Below are 21,682 nucleotides of genomic sequence, written 5' to 3' on the forward strand. Positions count from 1 at the left end.
GTCTATACCACCTTAAAAATCGTTAATGCACCCGCCGGAGATGCGTTCAATTCCGGCTAGATCCTGTTTGCTGTGCACCGCCTTGAAACCGGCCTGCTGCAACATGTGACGTACCTGTACAGCTTGATCCCAACCATGCTCCATCCAAAGCTGCCCTGAAGGCAACAAAAATCGCGAAGCACCGTTAATAATAGTCTGCAAATCAGTCAAACCATCTGCCCCATCACTTAGCGCCATATCTGGCTCAAAGCGCACGTCACCCTCTGATAGATGGGGATCATTTGCCGCAATGTAAGGGGGGTTGGAAACAATTACATCAAAACCTTCAACGCCTTGCAGTGCATCGTACCAACTCCCTGCAAAAAATTCGACTTTTGCACACAAATCGTGGGAGTTTTTCGTCGCTATCTGTAAGGCATCCGCACTGAAATCCGTCGCAACCACCTGCGCATCAGGTCTAGCCAAAGCAATGGAGATCGCCACAATGCCACTGCCTGTACCTAAATCTAACACGCGCGGCTGCAACTTGCCTTCTAGGCAGCTCAATGCGTGTTCTACCAATGTTTCGGTATCGGGGCGCGGAATCAACACACTAGGCGACACACTAAAGCGGTGCCCCATAAACTCACGCCAGCCCACCAAATACGCCATCGGCGTGCCACCTAAACGCTCTTGTTCTAGCCGAGCATACGCTTGCACGGCGACTTCAGATAGTTCGTCAGTATCGTGTGCGATCAACCATGCTCGGCTTACGCCCAACACATGCTCCCACAGCATTTGCTGCTCTAAGCGGGGAAGCTGCGAGGCGCGCTGCCAGGCGCGTAGCGTATTCATTATGCGTTAGCCAAGGCCGCCAGCTGTTCAGCTTGGTGCTCAGCCAACAAGGCGTTGATCACTTCTTCCATATCGCCTTCCATGATGTAGCCCAGCTTGTACAGCGTCAGGTTGATACGGTGATCGGTCACACGGCCCTGTGGATAGTTATAGGTACGAATACGCTCTGACCTATCCCCCGTCCCCACCAGTGAACGGCGCTGATCGGATTCTTTTTGCTGTTGCTCGCGCAATTGCTGATCTTTCAGCCTTGCCGCCAACACTTGCATCGCTTTATCACGGTTACGGTGCTGTGAACGGTCATCCTGACACTCCACCACCACGCCTGTGGGCAAGTGAGTAATACGCACAGCAGAATCGGTTTTATTCACGTGCTGACCACCCGCACCGCTGGCGCGGAAGGTGTCGACACGCAGGTCGCTACTGTTGATCACAATATCAGAGGCTTCATCAGCTTCTGGCATGATCGCAACGGTTGCAGTAGAGGTATGCACACGGCCTTGCGCTTCGGTTTCAGGCACACGTTGTACACGATGCGCACCCGATTCAAATTTCAGTTGGCCATACACGCCATCGCCCTCAATACGAGCGATCACCTCTTTATAGCCACCCATTTCCGCATCGTGCGCAGAAATCATTTCCACACGCCAGCCTTTTTGCTCAGCGAAGCGGCTGTACATACGCAGCAAATCGCCTGCAAAAATGGCGCTTTCATCACCACCAGCACCCGCACGAATCTCTAAGTAAATGCCGCGACCATCGTCAGGATCTTTAGGCAACAACAACAGTTGCAGCTCGTCTTCCAATGCAGCGATACCGTCACGCGCAATACGGAACTCTTCTTCGCCCATTTCACGCATTTCAGGATCACGCATCATTTCTTGTGCGGTTTCCAGATCACCTTCGGTGGCCACATAGCGATTAAAGGCTTCCACTACAGGTTCCAACTCGGAACGCTCGCGTGACAACTTACGGAAGCTGTCCATATCTGACGCGGTTTCTGGCTCAGATAACAGGGCATCCACTTCAATCAACCGGTGAGCTAACTGCTCCAACCGGGTACGCATAGAATCTTTCATAAGGCAGGGATAGTGTGTGAAATCGGTAGGGACCAAAGTGCGGGCCCGTGCAGAGTTGCCTGCTCACAGCCCAAGAATGAACGCAACAGAGCGTCGCTACCGGCGACGGTGCGAATCAGGCAATAAACGCGGCAGCATATCCAACAACTGTTCGCGTTGCGGACCTTCGCTGCGGTTCAATTCGGCCATAGGGCCGTGCAGGTACTTCTGTGTCAGGCTATGAGCCAGCCACTCCATCACCTCTTCAGGTGATTCACCGCGAGCCAACATGCGACGAGCACGATCCAGCTCAAGCTGGCGTAGCTGGTCGGCATTACGCTGTACATCGATTAGCGTTGGCACGATTTCGCGGTTAGATAACCAGTGCATAAAGTTTTGCACTTGGGTATCAATAATTGCTTCGGCCTGAACTACAGCCGCTTTACGAGCATCGGTACCTTGTTGCACTACACGACCCAAATCGTCCACTGAGTACAAGTACACATCAGACAGACGAGCCACTTCAGGTTCAATATCGCGAGGTACAGCCAAATCCACCATCACCATAGGACGGTGTTTACGTGTACGAATAGCTCTCTCTACCATCCCCAAACCGAGGATGGGCAAGGAACTTGCCGTACAGGATACGATGACGTCGTATTGATCTATATGGTCTGGCAAATCGGACAGCTTCATTGTTTGGGCGGAAAAGCGATTCGCTAAGGATTCGGCTCGGTCCAAACTACGGTTGGCCACACACATGGATTTGGGGCTAGCCGCCGCAAAGTGCGTCGCACACAGTTCAATCATTTCGCCAGCACCGATAAACAGTACTTTGCTGTCACTTAAATTACCAAATACGCGCTCAGCCAAACGCACCGCAGCTGCGGCCATAGAAACCGAGTGCGCACCAATAGCTGTTTGTGAACGTACTTCTTTAGCAACAGAAAAAGTGCGCTGGAACAACTGGTGCAACAACGTGCCCAGTGCGCCTGCTTCTTCAGCAGCTTTCACGGCATCTTTCATCTGCCCCAGAATTTGGGGTTCGCCCAACACCATGGAATCTAAACCACTGGCCACGCGGAAAGCGTGACGCACAGCACCATTTTGTTGGTAACGATAAAGATGAGGAACCAGCTCGCTGGATTTCAAACTATTGAAATCAGCCATCCACTCTGGCAAACGCTCTGCCACATGCGGTTCAGCCGCACAGTAGATTTCTGTTCTATTACAGGTGGATAGAATAGCGGCTTCGCTAACGCTCTTTCCAAAGGCCGAGCGCAGGCCTTCCAGGGCGGGCCGAAGCACGTCCATAGGAAACGTCACTCGCTCACGCACAGCAACAGGTGCGGAGACGTAATTCAGACCAAAAGTAAGAACGTCCACTGACATGAGCCACTAAGGATAATTTAGGTATGGAGCATATTATAAGCGCCCGCAGCCTAGAACCCAAATTAGGGCTTTGTAAATACGGCTTCCCTGAGGCAAATCATGTGCCAAGTAAAATTTCTGTTGCAGGGGGTTTACAAACTCAAACTACGTGCTATAATTATTTTCTTCGTGGCCTTGTAGCTCAGTCGGTAGAGCAGAGGATTGAAAATCCTTGTGTCGGTGGTTCGATTCCGCCCAAGGCCACCACGAATTAAAAAAGCCCAATCTTCGGATTGGGCTTTTTGCATTTCTGGCCACGTTAACTCTACGAAGCCTGAGGGCATTCAACTTCGTAGCCACTCACGCTACTGCCCCCCCCCTATTCGCTTAGCCTTCTCTACGCATGCAGCAAGCAAACGCATCTGTTATCACCAGATAGTTTTCTTCTTACTACGCCCGAACTCACACACCACACGCCCTAGAACCGTAGGCAGTATGCTGCTATCTTCATCAACTTTCTCAAATGATCATCTATAATTAGCAATCATTCCTATTATCGTTTGAGAAAATCCCCTTGCATCCTGTCAATTCCGCACCCTCTGACGAGTTTGCCAGACTGTACAGAAATCATCATGGTTGGTTGGTGCAAATGCTTCGTCGTCGCTTAAACGGCGATGCTGAAAATGCGGCTGATCTCGCGCATGACACTTTCGAACGAGTGATGCGCAATGAACTTCATACCCCCTTGACGGAACCACGAGGCTTTCTCACGACGATTGCAAAACGGCTTCTCATTGATCAATTTCGTCGACGCGCCATCGAACAGGCTTTTCTCGAAACACTGATGTCTCGCGAGGAAGAGTTTGCACCCAGCCCTGAAACACAAGTATTGGTGATAGAAGCCCTAGACGCGGTATGTCGCATGCTGGAACAACTACCACCTCGCGTACGCAAAGTCTTTGTTCTTGCCCAAGTAGAAGGGCTACCCTACCAACGTATCGCACACACATTGAACATCTCTGTACAGGCTGTGCAACGTGATATCACCAAAGCTTGGCAGCACTGCTACCAAGTACTCTACACATGACCCCACCAAAGAGTGATCGCCTACATCCCGATATCATCAAACAAGCAGCTCAATGGATGATGCGTATCGGAGATACCCCTGATGCAGCGACTCAACAAGCCTGTTTCCAATGGAGACAGGCCGATACTCAGCACGAATTAGCGTGGCAACGCTTGCAAAGCATTAGCCATGACGTCAGTGCCGTAACAGATAGCGGAGTCTCCAGTGCAACAGCGAGCCACACGATCATACGCTACTGCGAACAGCGTTCACGTCGCACCACATTGAAATGGATGCTGGGCGGAATAGGTGTTGGCCTAGGTACATTAGGTTGGGCTGGCGCACGCCAGGGGTTATGGGACGGCTCGGAGGTTTATCAAACAGCCACCGGCGAACAACACATCATGACGTTACCGGACGGCACGGTTCTTACGATGAACACAGGCTCTGTAGTTGCGCTGAACTACTCTGAGCAACAGCGACGTATTGACCTACGCAGCGGCGAAATCCTCATCGTGACAGCACACGATCCAAACGATAGGCCTTTTAGTGTGCAAACACAGAATGGTCTGTTGACGCCGCTGGGCACGCGTTTTGTAGTACGTCAAATGGACAACAGTCTCAACACGACACGTCTCACAGTGTTCGAAGGTGCTGTACGTGTCACGCCAATCAATCAAGCGTCATCGGCTCTGGTCGTACCCGCAGGTGAAGAATTAGAGTTTGATGCACAGACCTTCTACCCCTCCAAGGCAGTAAGCAGCACCGTGCCCGACTGGAGTGTAGGTATGTTAGTTGCAAACCGCATGCGCTTAGACCAGTTTTTGGCCGAACTCAGTCGTTATCGCCCGGGCATACTGCGTTGCGACGACGAGGTTGCCGGGCAGGAAGTAACCGGCGCTTTCCGCATAGACAATACCGATAAAACACTAGAAGTACTTGCTAGCGTGTTGAATCTAACACTGCGATATCGCACACGCTATTGGGTCTCTTTAGGGCGAGACTGAGCACATACTGCTAGGTCTACTACACCAATCATCTTAATAATTTTCTACCACACCGAAGATTTTCATTTCTGGTTCGTCAGATATAGAGAGACAGGCTTCGAGGCTCACGAGGTCTGGTTATCCCCTTCGACAAACCAGGAGTTTCAACCATGGCCATACGCCATCACAATTCTTCGCTGCCCCTGATGCGATCCATGCGACCCGCCCCTTTGTATCTCGTTGTTCATTTGGCGCTTATGGTGGTGCCATTTGCCATGCCGACTGTAGCCTCGGCACAGCACACCACTACTGCTAGGACGATTACGTTCTCTATTGCGCCTACAACATTAGACAATGCGCTAGGGCAGTTTGGAGCCACCGCAAAAATCACGGTTGCTGCATCGCCAGAATTAACGCAAGGTGTGATGACACAGGGGTTATCCGGACACTACAACGTCGAACAAGGCCTAGAGCAGTTATTAGCCAACACGGGGCTACAAGCGATTACCAATGAGAATGGCGAGGGCTATAGATTGCGTAAAGCCCCTCCGGCAACCTCTGGTATCTCCACCTTGGCACCTGTAACCGTAACAGGCTCATACAACGATGCCGTGACCGAAGGATCACTCAGCTACACCAGCGAAGTGGTCACCATCGGCAAAGGTAATCAACGTATCAAAGACATTCCACAATCGGTCACGGTCATGACACGGCAGCGGATGGACGACCAGAACGCCAACACACTTGATGATGTGCTGGCAAATAGTACGGGCATGACTTTGTATAAAAGCCCAATGGGCGGCAATTACATTTACTCGCGAGGCTTTCAAGTTGAAAGCTATCAATTTGATGGCGTTAATCGTGCCTTTTATTATCCACAGGCCAATAGCTTTACCAGCAACACCGTCACATTAGATCGCGTGGAAATTATTCGTGGGGCCACCGGCTTGCTGCAAGGGGCAGGCACACCAAGCGCCGCCGTCAATCTAGTACGTAAACGCCCTCTGGAGGAAGACCAAGTTCAGCTGCTAGCCAGTGGTGGTTCTTGGAGTAATTATCGTGCCGACATAGACGCGACAGGCGCGTTGAACGAGGCAGGCACATTACGCGGCCGCGCGATAGCGAGCTATAACGACCGAGAGTACTTCTACGACGTTGCAAACAGTCGTACTGGCGTGTTGTATGGCGTTCTGAGTTATGACTTCAGCCCTGATACCACCCTGACTGGCGGCGTGAGCTATGAAGAGCTGCGCTCTACCCCCTTCTTTCACGGCCTGCCTCATTACAGTAACGGTGACGACATTGGACTCAAACGATCCACATCGTTAGCGCAAGACTGGAACCGCTGGAATGGTAAGCAAACCGTCTTTTTTGCTGAACTAGCGCATCGCTTTAATGAGGATTGGTCAACAAAACTGACAGCAACCTCCACTCAAGAATCCAATAACTCAAAATATGCCTTTACAGAAGGTGCTGTTAGCCCGGAAACAGGGCTTGGGCCCACTATGTATGCTGGTGTTTTTGATTTCTCTACGCATAACAAAGCATTCAATCTGGATGTTGATGGCGCTTTCCATGCGTTAGGACGCAAACATTCAGTCAGCTTTGGCGCAAGCCTCAACAAGTTAACCAGCAAAAACGAGTTTGCACTGGCACGACTCAATCGTGCAGTAAATGTGTGGGCGCCGGATCATCACGTTCCCGAGCCTACGGATGAATGGCTGCATGAAAATGCCTATAGGGCGTCGGCAACCATCCACAAAATGGAGCAAACAGGCGTATATGGTGTGGGACGTTTCAGCATTACGGATCCCTTAACACTGGTCGCAGGCGCACGCGTTAGTTGGTACAAAAACACCTCCCGTTATCGTGACAGTGGCGACCAATACACGGATCCATATAAAGAAAACGGCGTAGTTACCCCTTATGGTGGACTGATTTATGCCTTCAACCCACAGTGGTCAGGGTACGTCAGCGCCGCACAGATCTTTGAGCCGCAAAATGCGCTGAATGCCGCAGGTAAGGTGCTAGACCCTATAGTAGGACGGAACTACGAAATCGGTATTAAGGGCGAACTGATGGATGGCCAACTGAATACCTCTATCGCATTATTTCGCATTGATCAAAAAAATCGAGCTCAGCAAGATTTAACTAGCACCTGCATGGTTGGCGATATTTGCTACTTATCTAGTGGCAAAGTACGTAGTCAGGGGGTGGATGTAGAAATCAGTGGCGAAATCGCTCAAGGGTGGCAAGTTTTTGCAGGTTATACCTTTAATACCCTCAAGTTTTTAAACGATACCACTGTCACAAACGCGAACTTTGCACGGACAGTGACACCAAAACATCTTCTACGCTTATGGTCAAACTATCAGCTTCCTGGTGCGTGGTCGGCGTGGTCATTCGGTGCGGGCGTTAACTATCAAACTGGCAGTTACACCGAAACACGATCTGTGCGCGTTTCACAAGGATCCTACGGAATTTGGAATGCGAGAATCGGGTACGACATTAATAAAAACTGGTCAGCAGCCGTCAACGTCAATAATATTTTCGACAAGACCTACTACCAGACTATTGGCGCACCTAGTTGGGGCAGTTTCTATGGCGACCCACTCAATGCTGTGCTGACGATACGTGGCAAGTTCTAACGCATAACAATTGCGAACGAAGCGACAGAGTTAGGACGTTCAACGCCTGTCGCTTCATCAACCCCTCTCACCTCAGCATCTTTACGCTTACTTGCTTTCTCTTACGTCGGTTTCAGCTACCATGTAACAAATCAAGTCACTTTATGTCGTTAAGGAGAGCAAGTTATGAATTTCCACGCAGATTGGACAAACACACTCACAGAGCTAGGTCTGACTTCTGTTATGACTGAACTGTCTAGCGAAGAAGGCATTGCACGTAACGGCAACCACGCTGTTGAAGTGCTGAAACGCAAACTCGTTGAACTACGTAAAGTACCTAGCGAAGAACAAAGCAAAGGTCATAGCCACAATCTGCACGTGCTGAGCGAAATCATTGATACCGTAGAAAAAACCATGCGCAAGCAAGGCAACTAATACCTACCGGTACTAGCAGCACATAACAAAACAGCCCAAAGGCCACTAGGCTTTTGGGCTGTTTTGATCATGACGGATAAAACGACACAGACGCTACGCGCCCTCACACTTACATATCTTCTTTACGTATAGGCAGCGGCTGGCCAGCCAAGGTTAAGGTGCGCTCAAGCAACTGCTCGTAAATAGGTCTACCACCCAAGCTTGCGGCAACAACCGATGCACTCAGTGCCGCCAATAAGCTAGGCAAAGCCAAGCTATATGTGCCTGTAAGCTCTATTACCAACACCACTCCCACCAAAGGTGCACGAATGGTGCTAGCAAACATACCCGCCATCCCAGCCACCGCAAAAGCAATAGTCGCATCAGGCGGCAAGGTCATTACTTCGCCTAACAACGTCCCAAGAAATACACTCAAGGTTGCAGACAACGCCAAAATAGGCGCAAAAATACCTGCTGGCGCGCCAATGGAATAACTGGCGGTAGTCATAAAGAACCGCACCAATACCAGCAACCCCAGCAACCCTATGCTGATAGAGTGATTGGCGACAAACACGGCCAAATTTTCACCACCGCCAGTTGCCTGTGGAAAACTTAATACCAGCGGCCCAATCAACAACCCCATCAATGTGGGTAACAAATACGGCGACACCGATAAGCTGATACGGCGCGAGAGATCCAGCCCCATCAAAATGGTGCGGTTAAACACTACCCCTGCACATCCAAGGATCATACCCAGCACAACAAACACAGGCAGCATGTACATAGGCATATCGACGCTAGCCATTTGCATAAACGGTGTAGAACCCGATACCAGCATGGTCATGACCGCACTAGAACCACACGCAATTAATACCGCGCAGTAAGCACGCACACTGTAGGGGAACACATTGCGTGCTTCCTCGATCACAAAAAGCGCTGATGCCAACGGCGCATTAAAGGCAGCCGTTAAACCTGCCGCTGCACCCGCACCCAGTAAGGCTCTAGCTTCTTTGAAACGCCGTCCCAACACCTGTGCAATGGACGCCCCCATATGGATAGTAGGCCCTTCTCTACCGCCCACTAAGCCAGCACCTAGCGCCATCAAGCCACCCACGAATTTCACTGGCAGCACACGTTGCCAGCGTACCGTACGTAGCCCTGCCATCGCGCCTTCAACTTCTTGCACACCTGAACCACTGGCTTCCGGTGCAAATTTACGCACTAAGGCTACGGCCCCACAGAACATCGCTGCACAAAACACGGCCATGCCTACGTACTGCCATATTCCTTCCAGCCCCAACCACTCAGGTAGTAGGTGCACTCGTTGTTGTGAATGCCCGACCAACATATGAAAAACCGAGCCCAACAAGCCCGTTAAAACACCAATCATTACGGCGACGAAGTAGTACGCCAAAGTTTCTTTTTGCGTGGAAGTAGCTGTAGATTGCGTAGCCATATTAGGTAATGTCGGCCTTATTTCTCAGGATAAAAGCGGGGCAACCGCTCTACCACCTACGATGTGTAGTGTCAGAACAGCACCTTATTTACGAGGGTGAATCCTACATGCAGCAATGAGCGCTAATTGTTGAGGCTTGCGCACAAACCACACTATACCGCTATACGACGCTGTGTATAGGTTTGCAACACACTATTCACATTCATTCAGATTTGCCCCGTTTCTTCCCCCTACTTGGCATAGCCCTAAATAACACAAGGTTATTAATTGTCATATTTAAATATAATTAATGAAAATCATTATCATTTCAATTCAGAGAAAAGGGGAAGAAAGTGGCATCACGTCAATGCTACGCCATCTGGCTGGGTATCGCGGGTTTGGGCTGCGCACCATTACTACATGCTGAAGAGGATAAATCGGTACGTAGCCTAGAAGCCATTGAGGTTAAAGCGAATCATTTTTTAGAGTTAGCACCTGCTTATGGCGGCAACCATCTGGCCACAGGCGGTTCCATCGGTTTGCTAGGCAATCTGGATAATATGGAAACACCGTTCAGCACGGTGAACTACACCAGCGCCTATATAGAAGATCAACAAGGTCAAGAACTACGCATTCTGATCAGTAAAAATGATCCGTCGGTACAAACACCCGGCTCAGGCGGCACAGCAGGTAAAGACACCATCTACATCCGTGGTTTCTCGGCGGGCGATGTATACCTGAACGGTATGCAAGGCCTTACCAGCGGCAGACGTGTGATGGCCATGGCCGAACGCTTAGAAGTACTCAAAGGGCCATCAGCGCTGCTCTATGGCATGAATGCCAGTGGTGATGTGGGCGGCTCAATCAATATGGTGACCAAACGCGCCACCGTAGACCCCATCACCAACTTCACCGCAACCTACATGGCACCTTCCCAGTTTGGTGGACATCTAGATTTAGGCCGGCGTTTTGGTGAGAACAATGAATTTGGCCTACGTCTCAACACCGTATTTAAAGACGGTGAAGGCATGGTGGATCATCGCAAAAACCGCGATAAGTTTGTTTCATTAGGTGCCGACTATAACGGTGGTGCCTTCCGCCTAAAAACAGACTTCTACCATTTGGATGAATACATTAGCGGCGTCAACCGCGGTATTAGTTTGGCCAAAGACTTGCAGAAAAACCCACTGCCTTCAGCACCTAAAGGGGATGTATTGCTGAGTGCGCCATGGGCATCAGCACAAATACGCGAAAATACCGCCATGGCGCGTGCTGAATACGATTTCAACGATCAGGTCAGCGCCTATGCATCGGTAGGCTATAGCGAATCCAGCATGCACAACTACAACACCAAAGGCAGTGTGCTGCTGAACGACCAAGGTGATTTACGCCTTAAAGTGACCCGTCGTCATAACCAAAGCCGCAACGTGGCAGCCAACACAGGTCTGTTCTACGAATTTGATACGGCTGGGGTGAAACACAACCTCAGCATGGGCGTAGATTGGTACCGTCAAAACAGCCGTATGTCGAATACCGCACTCAAAGGCTGGACGGCAGACATCAACATCTACGACCCTGTTTACCCAGAGCGCCCAAACTTCGCCCAAGCCCCCTTAGGCCCTGCCACCATTACCGAGCTGTACAGTTTTGGTTTGGCCGATACGCTGTCGTTTGCTGACGATCGCTTTAGGCTGATTTTGGGTTTGCGCCATCAGACCGTTAAAACACATAACCGTTCTTCTGGAGTGCGCTACGACAAAAGTGCGCTTACCCCCGCCATCGCCGGTGTATGGCGCTTAGATGAAGACTGGATGGTCTACGCCAACTACATTGAAGGGCTGACTAAAGGCACGCAAGTGGGTGACGACTATGCTAACGATGGCGAAATCTTCCCACCACAGCGCACCAAACAACATGAAATTGGCCTGAAGTATGACTCTGGTGATTACGCAATCACGGCTGCTCTATTCCAGATCACTCAACCCAATACCTATGAGGTTCCTGGTCGCGCAGGCGAAAAACCCTCACTGAGCTATGGCGGTGAACAGCGCAACCGTGGTGCTGAAATTCAGGTGGTAGGCCAAGTGACTCCTGAATGGCGTCTAACGGGCGGTGTAGCGTATTTGGATCCACGCTATCACAAGACCAGCGATGAAGCCTCGCGCAACAACTACGTGACAAACCTATCTCGCTGGAGCGTAAAACTGGGCGCAGAATGGGAGCCATCCTTCTTTGAAGGTTTCACACTCAGCGCTCACTTGTCGTCACAGTCTAAGCAATATCTGGATAAATCCAACAGCTACTATGTACCCGGTGTGACCACTTATGATGTAGGTGCACGCTACCGCACGTCCTTGGCAGGTAACCCACTAACCTTACGTCTGAGCATTGAAAACCTGACCAACAAAGCCTATTGGGTAGCTCCTCTCAGCCAAGGCCAAGGTTCACCACGCACCGTATTGTTATCGGCCACGATGAACTTCTAAGCCCTATCAGTATCGCGGTGTAGTGAGTGTATCTATGCTGTGACTCCCCCAAGCAGTGCGGCAGGTTCTGCTTGGGGATTTGGCATCACAACCTAGCCCCCTACCACCCTATACTCAGGCGCCAAGGTGTCATATAACGACGTCTTTAACTGTTCAATAAAGCGCTCTTGCAGCACCGAAGGCGGGCGCTCTGAACTGGTGACCACCGAATAGTGGTTCACCACTATAGGGTCAAACGGCACAAACACGACGCCATCGCCCCTGTAGAGGGTCGCGGTTAATGGGTCTACCAACGCTACCCCTGCCCCCGCTGCCACTAACTCTATCAACGAGTACGAAATTTGCGACTCCAACCGCATTTCGCGTTGAATGCCGTGTGCTGCAAACAAAGCATCAATCTGCAAACGTGTATCTAACACGTGAGGATGCGATAAGAAGGTTTCGCCTTTTAAATCCCACGGCCCCACCGTTGCTTCCCCTGCAAGTCTATGCCCTACGGGTAGTACGCACACCATACGACCGGACAAAATACGCTCGCCATACGTGCCTGACTGTCGCATAGACAGCATCACCACAGCAATATCGCACATACCACTCAACACCATATTCAGCGATGTTTCTGAACCGTGCATGTGCAGGGTTAACCGCGCACCAGGGTACTGCGCACTAAATCCAGCCATCATTTTGGGCAAAAAAGACAACGCTAAAGCGGGGGCAGCGGCGATCTGCAAATAGCCTTGATGACCGTCGCGCAACATCTCCACACTTTGTAAGATGCGATCCACACTGATCAAAGACCGTTGCACTTCCTCATACAAAATCAGCGCTTCGGCTGTTGGTTTCAGTCTTCCTTGTTCTCTAACGAACAGTGAAAACCCTATATTTTCTTCTAAATCCCGAATCAACCGCGTTACCACGGGTTGCGAGACATTTAGCACCAAAGCCGCAGCAGTCACGGTTTTAGCCTGCATTACAGCTCTAAAACCCTCTAGTAATCGTAAGGTTATTTTTCCGGTCATAGCAAAAAGACATACAAGGTCTATAAATAAGCATTGGTCACACTAAAATTTCATTAATACTATAAATTAAAACAATTAAATATATAGCTCTAGATCACCATCAGCCCGTTTTCAGACTTATGACATTATCCTATAGGAGACATCATGCTTAGAACCTCCGTTCTCTTTGCTGCTGTATTAACTGCTTTCTCAACCAACCTTGCCGCACAAGAAGTTCTTAACGTTGGCGCCTACGGTGGCTCCACGGAAACATTGTTCAAAGAAAAAATCATTCCAAACTTTGAAAAAGAACATAACGTGAAGGTCATGTACGTCGCGGGCAACTCCACCGATACATTGGCCAAACTGGTTGCACAAAAAAACCGTCCTGAGTTTGACGTAGCCCTATTGGATGATGGCCCATTGGCCCAAGCAAATCAGTTTGGTCTCTGTAGCAGCATCGAACCTTCCCCGGTGTACGACGACCTGTACCCACTAGCCAAAATTTCTGATACCAGCATGGCTATTGGTGTAGTCGCGACCGGTTTGTTCTACAACACCGACGCCTTTGCCAAAGCAGGTTTGCCTGCTCCTACTTCGTGGGAAGATCTGACCAAAACAGAGTTCAAAGACAAAGTGGTGATCCCGCCTATTTCTAACGGCTACGGTCTGCAAACACTGATCAAATTCGCCAAACTGCGTGGCGGTGGCGAAAGCAATATAGACCCAGGCTTTGAGGCCATGATCGACCAAGTTGGCCCGAACGTGCTGGCATGGGAACCCTCACCAGGCAAAATGACTGAACTGTTCCAGAACGGCGATGCCATCTTGGGCGTATGGGGTAGTGGCCGTGTAGAAGCGCTGAAAGAGACAGGCTTTCCGGTCGAGTTCGTTTACCCACAAGAAGGCACGATGGTATTGCTGACAGGTGTGTGCCCTGTAGCGGGTCGCGCTGAAAACAACCCTGTCGCACAAGCCTTTATTCAATACTTGGTCAGCCCAGAAGTCCAAGCCTTACTGGCTGACGGCCAAGCATGGGGTCCCGTGAACAGCAAAACTGAACTGACACCAGAAGTGGCCGCCAAAGTGCCTTACGGTGAGGACCAGATTGCTGCTCTGGAAACCGTAGATTGGACCATCATCAACAAAGAACGCGCCCAGTGGACTAACCGCTGGAACCGTACAGTAGAGCGTTAATTTTGAGTTTCGTGCCGGCTTGACTCCCAAGTCGGCACTTTTGTTTTCTCTTTGCACAGTTCCGGTACACCATGAGCTTCATCAAGATCCAAAACCTTAGAAAGACCTTTGGCGATTTTCAGGCCGTAAAAGATTTAAGCCTGAGCATTGAAAAAGGTGAATTCATTTCTTTGCTTGGCCCCTCTGGCTGCGGCAAGACCACGACCCTACAAATGATCGCTGGCTTTCTCTCCCCTACCTCAGGCAGTGTCAGCGTCAACGGCAAAGACATCACTGGTATGCGTCCAGAAGCTCGCGGCATGGGGATTGTGTTTCAAAGCTACGCCCTCTTCCCCCACATGACCGTGGCCGAGAACGTGGGCTTTGGTTTAGAGATGCGCGGCGTGCCAAAGTCTGAACGCCAAGCACGCATTGAAGAAACCTTATCGCTGGTGCGACTGGATGGCCTGGGCAAACGTTACCCCGCTGAAATGTCGGGTGGCCAACGCCAACGTGTCGCTATTGCACGTGCCTTGGCTATCAAACCTGAAGTACTGCTGTTGGACGAACCCATGTCCAACTTGGACGCCAAGCTGCGTGAAGAAATGCACGTAGAACTGCGCATGATCCAGCGTCGCTTAGGCATTACCACCATCTTGGTTACGCACGATCAAGTAGAAGCCATGACCATGAGCGATCGCATCGCCGTCATGCATGGTGGCCGTATTGTGCAGTTGGCTACCCCCTATGAAGCGTATGAACACCCCGTATCACGCTTTGCTTCTGGATTTTTGGGTAAAACAAATTCGTTTGATGGCCTCATCGTTAAGCAAGATGACACCCATCATCATGTACAGATTCACCCTGACTACACCGTAGCTATTGCCCGTACCCACGACTTCACCTGTAAAAAAGTGCAGGTCAACATCCGCCCTGAAAAAATTCGTCTGGATAGCGCAGTAGGGCAAGGCCTCACTGGCACAGTCACCACACGTTTGTTCTTGGGTGCCAACTGGATGCTAGATGTGGACACCACGCTGGGCACGCTACGCGTCAGTGTGCCTAACAAAAATGCCTATGCCCCCGAAGAAGGCACGCAAGTGTCGGTGTTGTGGGAAGAGAGCGACCTGCGTCTGGTAGAAGCAGGAGACGAGGCATGACCACGGCATCGCAATCTCGTAGCGCGCCTTGGCTGTTAACTGCTCCGGGTCTAGCTGTTTTTCTGACCATGCTGCTAGTCCCGCTGGGCCTGACAGCCGTATTGTCGTTTAGGGTGTTTGACGGCATGTTTGGGGTGCAAGACACGCTAACGTTGGCCAACTACCTGGAAGTATTTGGCGACCCCTACTATCACGAAATTTTCATGCGTACAGGACTGATGTCCTTGGGCGTGACATTTATCTGTATTTTGATTGGGGTACCCGAAACGCTGATTTTGTCGCGTATGCGCAGACCATGGCGCGGGCTGTTCCTTGTACTGATTCTGGCTCCACTACTAATTTCCGTAGTGGTACGTACCTTGGGCTGGTCCATTTTGCTGGGCAACAATGGCCTGATTAACCAAGTCCTAATGGCCTTAGGCATTGTGGATGAGCCTCTACGCTTGGTCTTTACCATGAGCGGTGTGGTCATTGCCATGACCCATGTGATGGTGCCTTTTATGGTGATTTCCATCTGGGCATCACTACAAAAGCTAGACCCTCAAGTGGAAAACGCCGGTTTGTCGCTGGGAGCTTCCAACGCTACCGTGACCCGTCGCATTATCTTGCCGCAAATTTTGCCGGGCATTTTATCGGGCAGCATCATCGTCTTTGCCATGTCGGCCTCTGCGTTTGCGACCCCTGCTTTGTTAGGCGGCCGACGCCTGAAAGTCGTTGCTACCGCTGCTTACGATGAATTCCTCAGCACCTTGAACTGGCCGTTGGGCGCTACCATCGCCATCGTTCTGCTGATTGCCAACATCATCATCATTCTGGGCGCCAACCGCTTGATTGAACGCCGCTTCAAACAAGTCTTTAGCTCCTAAGGAAGAATCATGAGAAAAAACTCTTGGCTTGCCCTGATCTACCATGCGTTGTTCACGCTGTTTATCCTGGCCCCTCTACTGATTGTTATCGCCGTTTCGTTTACCGACAAAGGCTATATTTCCCTGCCTACAGACGGCTTGTCACTGCGCTGGTTCTACGCCATTTTTGAAGCCCGTGAAATTGTGTCGGCCTTTTGGCTATCGCTAGGTATTGGCTTGGTTTCAGCCACCATCGCGATTGTGTTAGCGATTCCTGCTGCCTTGGCTTTGGTGCGCTACAACTTTACCGGCCGTGGTGTTGTAACAGCTTTCTTTATGTCACCGTTGATGATTCCCCAAGTAGTATTGGGGGTCGCTTTTCTACGCTTTTTCAACGTTGTGGGCATCAGCGGTTCATTCATCTGGCTGGCCTTCACCCACGTGATTGTGGTGATGCCTTACGCCCTGCGTTTGGTACTGTCTGCTGCTACGGGCATGGGTAACGATGCTGAAAATGCCGCCATGTCATTAGGTGCATCCCGCTGGACCACATTCCGACGCATCACTATCCCCCTGATTCTGCCGGGCGTGGTGGGTGGCTGGATGCTTGCTTTCATACAAAGTTTCGACGAGTTAACCATGACTATATTCGTGGCCACACCGGGTACCACTACCTTGCCAGTCGCCATGTACAACCAGATTACCCACACCATCGATCCACTGGTGACCTCTGTATCCACCGTACTTATTGTGGGCACATTAATTCTGATGGTTCTGCTGGATAGGATTGTTGGTCTGGACCAAGTACTTATTGGTAAAAACTCTAGCAGGTAAGCAAACGTGCACACATCCGATATCGTAGTTGTAGGCGCCGGACTGGTAGGTAGCGCCCTAGCGTGGGGATTATCCCGGCTAGACCAAAAGGTCACCATTCTGGATGAAGGCGACCAAACCCTTAGAGCATCACGCGGCAACTTCGGCCTAGTATGGGTACAAGGTAAAGGCGCTGGTTTGTCAGACTATGCGCGTTGGAGCCTACGCTCTGCCACGCAATGGCCTGAACTGGCCAGTGCATTGACAGCTCAAACTGGCGTAGACGTCGCCCTGCAGCAAAAAGGCGGCTTAAGCCTTGCCCTTAGCGAAGACGACCTACAAAGCAAAGTAAAAAACCTAGAGTGGTTACGTGGTGAGGTGGGTGCTCCCTATGACTTTGAGGTGCTGGATAACAAGGCCCTTAAAGAGTTAGTACCCAGCATTGGCCCCACCATTCCGGGGGCTACTTACTCGCCCATGGACGGGCATGTAAACCCCTTGAAGCTGTTCTTGGCACTACACCGTGCCATGCACCATCAAGGCGTGTCCCTGCATAGCAATGCTGCCGTAGAGCGCATTGAACGCAAAGGCGGTTTATTCATTTGTCATACCGCTGCGGGCAAATTTGCTGCGAAGAAGGTCGTGTTAGCCGCTGGTTTAGCCAATAAAAAACTAGCACAGCACGTAGACATACATGCTCCTGTAGAACCCAATCGCGGCCAAGTGCTAATTACCGAGCGCCTACCCACCTTCTTAAACTTCCCCACCAATTACGTGCGCCAAACCGATGAAGGTACCGTACAGCTGGGCGATTCGCTAGAAGACGTGGGCTACAACGACGGGACCACTACCCCTGTACTGCAAAACATTGCACAGCGCGCGGTGCGTTGCTTCCCCATATTGGCAAACACCCGTGTTGTACGGTCGTGGGCCGCCTTACGCATCATGAGCCCCGACGGTTTCCCTATTTATCAAGAATCCAGCAGCATGCCTGGCGCCTTCTTGGTCACCTGCCATAGCGGTGTCACGCTAGCTGCTAATCATGCGCTCACTCTTGCGCCATGGATCGCGGGTGATCAAAAACCTGAAGCCATTCAGGCCTTCACGGCCAATCGTTTCAACGCAGCACGCACCAGCCCGCTGGGAGAAGAACATGCTCACTAAAGCCTTATTTAGAAAACTACCTCTTGCCACAGATCACAACGCTCCCTGCGTCACCATTGTGGTAAATGGCACCTCGCATAGCGTGACCAACGACCTGTCGGTTGCCGCCGCACTGCTCACGCTGGGTCCCGCAGCCATTCGACGCAATCTTGCTGACAACAGCGCTCGCGGCCCCTACTGCATGATGGGCGTCTGCTTTGAATGTTTGGTTGAAATTGATGATGTACCCAATGTGCAGTCCTGTATGGTCCAGGTGGCTGAAGGAATGCGTATCAACACTGTAAATGCGACGGAAACCTGTCATGACTGAACTGACCGCTAATCCACAACACGCTAAAGCGCCCTCTCGCCACGTGCCTGTGGTGATTATTGGAGCTGGCCCTGCTGGTTTGTCGGCAGCTAGCGAATGCGCACAACACGGTATCAAAACACTTTTGCTGGATGAGCAAAACAGCATGGGCGGTCAGATTTACCGTTCTATTACGCGTACCAATGCCGAACGCAAAGCGATCTTGGGACCGGACTACGTTGCTGGCGAGAAAATCGCCGAAGCGGCTAAAAACTCACTGATAGACTATTCGCCCAACAGCACGGTTTGGCAGGTTAACCGTGACCGCCAAGTCAGTTATAAAAAAGATGGCAAAAGCATCACCGTACAAGCTGACCACGTCATTTTGGCAACTGGTGCTATGGAGCGCCCCTTCCCTGTATCCGGCTGGACTACACCCGGCGTACTCAGTGGTGGTGGTGCCCAAATCCTACTAAAAAGCGCCGGTGTAGTGCCTAACGGTGCTGTCGTACTGGCGGGTTGCGGCCCATTGCTGTACTTACTGGCCTACCAGTACTTACAAGCTAACGTCGCCATTACCGCCATCGTCGACACCAGCAGTCGCGCTGACATCAAATCAGCCTTGCCACACTTGTTCCCTGCCCTGCGTGCATTCAATTACCTGCGCAAAGGCTTGAACATGATTACTGCCATTAAAAAGGCCAACATTCCGGTCTACAAAGGCAGTACTGATATCGCGATCCAAGGTGACGACACCGTCAACAGCATCCGTTTTCACAGCCAAGGGCGTTCGCACACACTGAAAACCGATGTAGTGTTGCTGCACCAAGGCGTGATTCCCAACACCCAAATCAGTTGGTCACTACGTGCCGAACACGAGTGGAATAGCGAGCAGTTGTGCTGGGTACCTGTTACCTCTGATTGGGGTGCCCTAGACGTACCCGGTATTTATACCGCTGGTGATGGTGCAGGCATTGGTGGTGCAATCGTTGCTGCCCTACAAGGCAAAATCACTGCTCTAGAAGTTTGCCAACAACTGGGCAAACTGGACAACGCCAAACGTGACGCTCTGGCAGCACCATTACGCAACGACCTCAACCGTAACCTTGCTATTCGCCCCTTTATTGATGCGCTGTACGAGCCAAAGAAAGCCAACCGCATCCCTACAGGTGACACGCTGGTGTGCCGCTGTGAGGCCGTAAGTGCCGCCGACATCAACTCATATGTGGAACACGGCTGTGTGGGTCCCAACCAAGCTAAAGCCTTTGGCCGTTGCGGTATGGGCCCCTGCCAAGGCCGTCAATGTGGCACTACCGTCACCGAGCTGATTGCCGACAAACTGCAGCGCAAAGCCGGCGACGTAGGTTATTACCGCATACGTCCACCTATTAAACCCATTACTCTGGCTGAGTTAGCGGGCAATGAGTAACTCTGACCACACGCACTGCGATGTCGTGGTGATAGGTGGCGGCCTGCAAGGCTTGTCTTCCGCCTATCATTTAGCCAAACGCGGGTTATCCGTCACACTGCTGGAAGCCGAATACTGTGGCCGCCACGCCTCGGGGGTTAATGCTGGTGGTGTACGTAGCCTAGGCAGACATGTGGCTGAAATTCCCATTTCACTGATGGCTCTAGACGACTACTGGCACCGTATGCCCGAAGTAGTAGGTCACGATTGCGGTTTTGTAGGCAGTGGCCAATTACAACTGGCTGAAAACGAAGCAGAAATGCAGGTAGCGGCTGAACGCGTCGCCTTACTCAACAGCTTAGGTTTTCACCACGAAGAAGTGATTGATGCTGCTTATGTGCGCAAGTTGGTGCCTAGCATCAGCCCCCATGTACACGGTGGTATCTGGGCCAAGCGTGACGGCTATGCGCTACCGTTCCAAACGGTAGTCGCCTTCAAGCACAGTGCGAGCCAGCTAGGCGCCCATATTCACGAACAAACCCCCGTGCTAAAGGTTGAGTCACATGGTGCTGATTGGGTAGTACACACAGCCACTCAAGAGTTCCGCTGTGGCCATATCGTGAACACGGCAGGCGCTTGGGCCAATGGTTTTGCCCGCCAACTAGGCGAAGAAACACCCGCTAAAACTAACGGTTTGATGTTGATGGTGACCCAACGGGTGGCCCCCTTCGTACGCCCCACTTTAGGTGCGTTGGGTAGACCATTGTCGTTCAAGCAGTTTGATAACGGCACGGTAGTTATTGGCGGCAGCCTAATGTGTGACGCCGATGAGGTCGCACGCTGCGCCGATGCCAATGCCGCTGCACTGTACAAAAGCGCACAAACCGTCACTGATTTATTTCCACACCTACAGCATGTCGCCATCAACCGTGTCTGGGCAGGGGTAGAAGCATTTATGCCTGATAGCATTCCTGTGATCAGCCCCAGCTCTACGGTGCAGGGCGTTACCCATGCTTTCGGTTTTTCTGCTCACGGCTTCCAACTAAGCCCGGCGATTGGACGCCTAGTGTCAGAACTGGTCTGTGATGGCCGTGCTTCGCTGGATCTCCATCCATTTTCCATCACCCGCTTCCAAGAAAGCGGGGATCATCCTTCTTAATTTATAGGAAATCTCATGAGTGATATTCAACGCATTGATAGTAACGAACGTCTGAGCCGTATTGTAATTCACGGTGGTGTGGCCCACGTTGCTGGTGTAACTGCCTCTGACCGCAGCGGCGACATTGGTGCACAAACACGTGAAGTACTGCAAAAAATTGACGGTTACCTGGCACAAGCTGGTACTGATAAATCCCGCCTGCTGAACGTACAAATCTGGTTGAAAGACATTGACCGCGATTTCGCAGGCATGAACGCCGTATGGGGCGAATGGGCAGACAAAGCCAACATGCCTACACGCGCAACCTGCGAAGCCAAGCTGGCAGCACCTGAACTGTTGGTAGAAATCATCGTTTCTGCTGCGGTTTAATACGCACCTCAACGCCCTTTCTGT

Annotated in this window: 19 protein-coding genes and 1 tRNA gene; 15 read left to right on the forward strand and 5 right to left on the reverse strand. The window is 51.2% G+C overall.

Annotation, left to right across the window (positions count from 1 at the left end; all coding sequences use genetic code 11):
- Window positions 1-12: 12 nt before the first annotated feature.
- The 3 genes from prmC to hemA all read right to left on the reverse strand — a co-directional run bounded on the left by prmC (window position 13) and on the right by hemA (window position 3,284).
- Entirely contained in the window at window positions 13-834 is an 822-nt protein-coding gene (gene prmC / locus ACLO87_RS12730) for a peptide chain release factor N(5)-glutamine methyltransferase (protein ID WP_430223891.1), read from the reverse strand.
- Window positions 834-1,913, reverse strand: coding sequence for a peptide chain release factor 1 (gene prfA, locus ACLO87_RS12735; RefSeq protein ID WP_135864395.1), 1,080 nt, complete (start codon window positions 1,911-1,913; stop codon window positions 834-836). Before prfA ends, prmC begins: the two co-directional genes overlap by 1 nt.
- A gap of 96 nt (window positions 1,914-2,009) precedes the next feature.
- Entirely contained in the window at window positions 2,010-3,284 is a 1,275-nt protein-coding gene (gene hemA, locus ACLO87_RS12740; protein WP_430223892.1) for a glutamyl-tRNA reductase, read from the reverse strand.
- Window positions 3,285-3,454: 170 nt separating this feature from the next.
- Between hemA and ACLO87_RS12745 the strand changes: the two genes are divergently transcribed.
- The 5 genes from ACLO87_RS12745 to ACLO87_RS12765 all read left to right on the forward strand — a co-directional run bounded on the left by ACLO87_RS12745 (window position 3,455) and on the right by ACLO87_RS12765 (window position 8,377).
- A tRNA-Phe gene (locus tag ACLO87_RS12745) sits at window positions 3,455-3,530 on the forward strand.
- A gap of 307 nt (window positions 3,531-3,837) precedes the next feature.
- Window positions 3,838-4,350 (forward strand): sigma-70 family RNA polymerase sigma factor, encoded by a 513-nt coding sequence (locus ACLO87_RS12750; protein ID WP_430223893.1) that lies wholly within the window; start codon window positions 3,838-3,840, stop codon window positions 4,348-4,350.
- A complete protein-coding gene (locus ACLO87_RS12755; RefSeq protein ID WP_135864400.1) occupies window positions 4,347-5,336 on the forward strand; it encodes a FecR domain-containing protein in 990 nt (329 codons plus the stop codon). The genes ACLO87_RS12750 and ACLO87_RS12755 overlap by 4 nt, the downstream gene beginning before the upstream one ends.
- A 149-nt stretch (window positions 5,337-5,485) precedes the next feature.
- Window positions 5,486-7,963: a TonB-dependent siderophore receptor gene (locus tag ACLO87_RS12760; RefSeq protein ID WP_430223894.1), complete on the forward strand. Its 2,478-nt coding sequence runs from the start codon at window positions 5,486-5,488 to the stop codon at window positions 7,961-7,963.
- Window positions 7,964-8,128: 165 nt separating this feature from the next.
- Window positions 8,129-8,377 carry a hypothetical protein gene (locus ACLO87_RS12765; RefSeq protein ID WP_135864403.1) on the forward strand — a complete coding sequence of 83 codons (249 nt, stop codon included), beginning with the start codon at window positions 8,129-8,131 and terminating at the stop codon, window positions 8,375-8,377.
- A gap of 109 nt (window positions 8,378-8,486) precedes the next feature.
- Here ACLO87_RS12765 and clcA read toward each other — a convergent pair whose 3' ends face one another.
- Window positions 8,487-9,812: a H(+)/Cl(-) exchange transporter ClcA gene (gene clcA, locus ACLO87_RS12770; protein ID WP_430223895.1), complete on the reverse strand. Its 1,326-nt coding sequence runs from the start codon at window positions 9,810-9,812 to the stop codon at window positions 8,487-8,489.
- A 332-nt stretch (window positions 9,813-10,144) separates the two neighbouring features.
- On the opposite strand from clcA, the gene ACLO87_RS12775 reads away from it, so the two are divergent.
- Window positions 10,145-12,277 (forward strand): TonB-dependent receptor, encoded by a 2,133-nt coding sequence (locus tag ACLO87_RS12775; RefSeq protein WP_135866861.1) that lies wholly within the window; start codon window positions 10,145-10,147, stop codon window positions 12,275-12,277.
- 92 nt (window positions 12,278-12,369) lie between these two features.
- On the opposite strand, the gene ACLO87_RS12780 is transcribed toward ACLO87_RS12775, so the two are convergent.
- Window positions 12,370-13,296, reverse strand: a complete 927-nt coding sequence (locus tag ACLO87_RS12780) for a LysR substrate-binding domain-containing protein (protein ID WP_430223896.1) — start codon at window positions 13,294-13,296, stop codon at window positions 12,370-12,372.
- A gap of 144 nt (window positions 13,297-13,440) precedes the next feature.
- On the opposite strand from ACLO87_RS12780, the gene ACLO87_RS12785 reads away from it, so the two are divergent.
- The 9 genes from ACLO87_RS12785 to ACLO87_RS12825 all read left to right on the forward strand — a co-directional run bounded on the left by ACLO87_RS12785 (window position 13,441) and on the right by ACLO87_RS12825 (window position 21,658).
- Window positions 13,441-14,472: an ABC transporter substrate-binding protein gene (locus ACLO87_RS12785; RefSeq protein ID WP_135867049.1), complete on the forward strand. Its 1,032-nt coding sequence runs from the start codon at window positions 13,441-13,443 to the stop codon at window positions 14,470-14,472.
- A 71-nt stretch (window positions 14,473-14,543) separates the two neighbouring features.
- Window positions 14,544-15,611, forward strand: coding sequence for an ABC transporter ATP-binding protein (locus ACLO87_RS12790; RefSeq protein WP_430223897.1), 1,068 nt, complete (start codon window positions 14,544-14,546; stop codon window positions 15,609-15,611).
- The gene (locus tag ACLO87_RS12795) at window positions 15,608-16,477 is read left to right on the forward strand and encodes an ABC transporter permease (protein ID WP_430223898.1); all 870 of its coding nucleotides are present in this window, start codon (window positions 15,608-15,610) and stop codon (window positions 16,475-16,477) included. Before ACLO87_RS12790 ends, ACLO87_RS12795 begins: the two co-directional genes overlap by 4 nt.
- Window positions 16,478-16,486: 9 nt before the next feature.
- Window positions 16,487-17,290 carry an ABC transporter permease gene (locus ACLO87_RS12800; RefSeq protein WP_135865995.1) on the forward strand — a complete coding sequence of 268 codons (804 nt, stop codon included), beginning with the start codon at window positions 16,487-16,489 and terminating at the stop codon, window positions 17,288-17,290.
- A gap of 6 nt (window positions 17,291-17,296) precedes the next feature.
- Entirely contained in the window at window positions 17,297-18,433 is a 1,137-nt protein-coding gene (locus ACLO87_RS12805) for an NAD(P)/FAD-dependent oxidoreductase (protein WP_430223899.1), read from the forward strand.
- Window positions 18,423-18,743 carry a (2Fe-2S)-binding protein gene (locus ACLO87_RS12810; protein WP_135865998.1) on the forward strand — a complete coding sequence of 107 codons (321 nt, stop codon included), beginning with the start codon at window positions 18,423-18,425 and terminating at the stop codon, window positions 18,741-18,743. The genes ACLO87_RS12805 and ACLO87_RS12810 overlap by 11 nt, the downstream gene beginning before the upstream one ends.
- Window positions 18,736-20,151 (forward strand): FAD-dependent oxidoreductase, encoded by a 1,416-nt coding sequence (locus ACLO87_RS12815; protein WP_430223900.1) that lies wholly within the window; start codon window positions 18,736-18,738, stop codon window positions 20,149-20,151. The genes ACLO87_RS12810 and ACLO87_RS12815 overlap by 8 nt, the downstream gene beginning before the upstream one ends.
- Window positions 20,144-21,289, forward strand: coding sequence for an NAD(P)/FAD-dependent oxidoreductase (locus ACLO87_RS12820; RefSeq protein WP_430223901.1), 1,146 nt, complete (start codon window positions 20,144-20,146; stop codon window positions 21,287-21,289). The genes ACLO87_RS12815 and ACLO87_RS12820 overlap by 8 nt, the downstream gene beginning before the upstream one ends.
- A gap of 15 nt (window positions 21,290-21,304) precedes the next feature.
- Entirely contained in the window at window positions 21,305-21,658 is a 354-nt protein-coding gene (locus tag ACLO87_RS12825; RefSeq protein WP_135866004.1) for a RidA family protein, read from the forward strand.
- The last annotated feature ends 24 nt before the right edge of the window (window positions 21,659-21,682 follow it).

The organism is Paenalcaligenes sp. Me52, from assembly GCF_050487965.1.
Lineage (GTDB): Bacteria > Pseudomonadota > Gammaproteobacteria > Burkholderiales > Burkholderiaceae_B > Paenalcaligenes.